This window comes from Streptomyces sp. P5F9, from assembly GCF_057961495.1.
Genome location: NZ_JBXVPZ010000786.1, coordinates 1 through 2,500, shown reverse-complemented (window position 1 = coordinate 2,500; position 2,500 = coordinate 1). Strand labels below are relative to the sequence as shown.

The following is a 2,500-nucleotide window of genomic DNA, read 5'->3' as shown; positions in this document are numbered from 1 at the left end:
CCCCAGTTCACCCCGCCGCCCCCCGGCGGCGGGGTGAACTGGGGCGAGGACGGCGGGTATCCGTACCCGCCGTAGGGCGGCTGCTGACCGTACGGACCCGGTTGCTGCGGCTGACCGTAGGGACCGGGTTGCGGCAGCGGCTGGCCGTACGGTCCCGGCTGCTGCTGCGGCTGGCCGTAGGGACCAGGCTGTTGCTGCTGCGGATAGCCGTAGCCGGGCTGCGGTGGAACTGGAGCCCCGAAGCCGCCCGACGGTGGCTGTGGCGGTTGGTTCGGCGGCGCTCCGTAACCGCCGGACGGCGGCTGTTCGGGCGGCTGAGTCATCAGCGGCTCCCCCTCGTTCACTGATTTTTAGCCACGCCCCGAGGTTCGCGAAGGATCCGGAGGCGCGTTCAAGCAGGTCTCAGACGGCTCTTTCTATCACCCGGCTGTCCATGAACAACGGGCCGGTTCGCCCCTGTACCCAAGGGAGAACCGGCCCGTGATGACCCCGTTATGTGCCTTCACTCACCCTTCACGCGTCCTCGGCGAGTTCCAGCCACCGCATCTCCAGCTCGTCCCGCTCGCCGCTCAAGTCCCGTAGCCGCGCGTCCAGTTCGGCCACTTTCGCGAAGTCCGTGGCGTTGTCGGCGATCTGCGCGTGCAGCTTGGCCTCCTTCTCGGAGACCTTGTCCAACTGCCGCTCGATCTTCTGGAGTTCCTTCTTCGCGGCCCGCTGGTCGGCGGCGCTCACGGCGGGAGCGGCCTTCTCCACGACGGGGACGGCGGCCGCGGCGACCTCCTCCATACGGTGGCGCCGCTCCAGGTACTCGTCGATGCCGCGCGGCAGCATCCGCAGGGTCGCGTCGCCGAGGAGGGCGTACACCTTGTCGGTGGTGCGCTCGACGAAGAACCGGTCGTGGGAGATCACGATCATCGACCCCGGCCAGCCGTCGAGGACGTCCTCCAGCTGGGTCAGGGTCTCGATGTCGAGGTCGTTCGTGGGCTCGTCGAGGAAGAGGACGTTGGGCTCGTCCATGAGGAGACGCAGGAGCTGAAGCCTGCGCCGCTCACCACCCGACAGGTCCCCGACCGGCGTCCACTGCTTCTCCTTGTTGAAGCCGAACGTCTCGCACAGCTGCCCGGCGGTCATCTCCCGCCCCTTGCCGAGATCGACCCGCTCCCGCACCTGCTGCACGGCCTCCAACACCCGCAGCGTGGGCTTGAGTTCGGCCACCTCCTGCGAGAGGTAGGCGAGCTTCACCGTCTTCCCTACGACGACCTTGCCGGCCGCGGGCTGGGTGTCGCCGTCGCTGCGGGCGGCCTCGGCGAGGGCGCGCAGGAGGGAGGTCTTCCCGGCGCCGTTCACGCCGACCAGACCGACGCGGTCGCCGGGGCCGAGGTGCCAGGTGATGTGCTTCAGCAGCACCTTCGGACCGGCCTGGACGGTCACGTCCTCCAGGTCGAAGACCGTACGGCCCAGCCGCGAGGAGGCGAACTTCATCAGCTCGCTGGTGTCGCGCGGCGGCGGCACGTCCGCGATCAGTTCGTTGGCGGCCTCGACGCGGAAGCGCGGCTTGGACGTACGGGCCGGGGCGCCCCGGCGCAGCCAGGCCAGCTCCTTGCGGACCAGGTTCTGCCGCTTGGTCTCCTCGGTGGCGGCGATGCGCTCACGCTCGGCGCGGGCGAAGACGTAGTCGGTGTAGCCGCCCTCGTACTCGTAGACGTCGCCCTTCTGCACGTCCCACATCCGCGTGCAGACCTGGTCCAGAAACCAGCGGTCGTGGGTCACGCAGACGAGCGCGGAACGGCGCTCGCGCAGGTGCTGGGCGAGCCAGGCGATGCCCTCGACGTCGAGGTGGTTCGTCGGCTCGTCGAGGACGACCAGGTCCTGGTCCTCGATGAGCAGCTTGGCGAGCGCGATACGGCGGCGCTCGCCACCGGAGAGCGGGCCGATGACGGTGTCGAGTCCCTGCGGGAAGCCGGGCATGTCAAGCCCGCCGAAGAGTCCTGTCAGCACGTCGCGGATCTTGGCGTTGCCCGCCCACTCGTGGTCGGCCATGTCCCGGATGACCTCGTGGCGGACGGTCGCCTCCGGGTCGAGGGAGTCGTGCTGCGTGAGAACACCGAGGCGGAGTCCTCCGGAGTGGGTGACGCGTCCGGTGTCGGACTCCTCCAGCTTGGCGAGCATCCGGATCAGGGTGGTCTTGCCGTCTCCGTTGCGGCCCACGACCCCGATCCGGTCCCCTTCGGAGACACCGAGCGAGACGCCGTCGAGCAGGGCACGGGTGCCGTACACCTTGCTGACGTTCTCGACATTGACCAGGTTGACGGCCATTTCTCTCCTGACAGGGGGGACGGTCAGCCTCCCAGGGTAGGCGGTGCGGTGCGCTTGCCGCGAAGCGCTCCGCTGGGGGTGCCTCTTGAGCGCCGTTGGAGGCTGCCGCGCCGTGGGGGCTGGTCGCGCCCGCGCGGCGGAGCCGCACATCGAAACAGCCCCGCGCCCCTAGGGGGTTGGGGTG

General features: G+C 69.6%; 2 protein-coding genes. One reads left to right on the top strand and one right to left on the bottom strand.

The genetic code is table 11. The features are described 5' to 3' along the window. Positions 1-347, top strand: a 347-nt coding sequence (locus tag AC31A1_RS50040; RefSeq protein ID WP_489659700.1) for a hypothetical protein, incomplete at its 5' end; no start/stop codon positions are given. 166 nt (positions 348-513) lie between these two features. On the opposite strand, the gene AC31A1_RS50035 is transcribed toward AC31A1_RS50040, so the two are convergent. After that, positions 514-2,316, bottom strand: a complete 1,803-nt coding sequence (locus AC31A1_RS50035; protein WP_489659699.1) for an ABC-F family ATP-binding cassette domain-containing protein — start codon at positions 2,314-2,316, stop codon at positions 514-516. Positions 2,317-2,500: the final 184 nt, after the last annotated feature.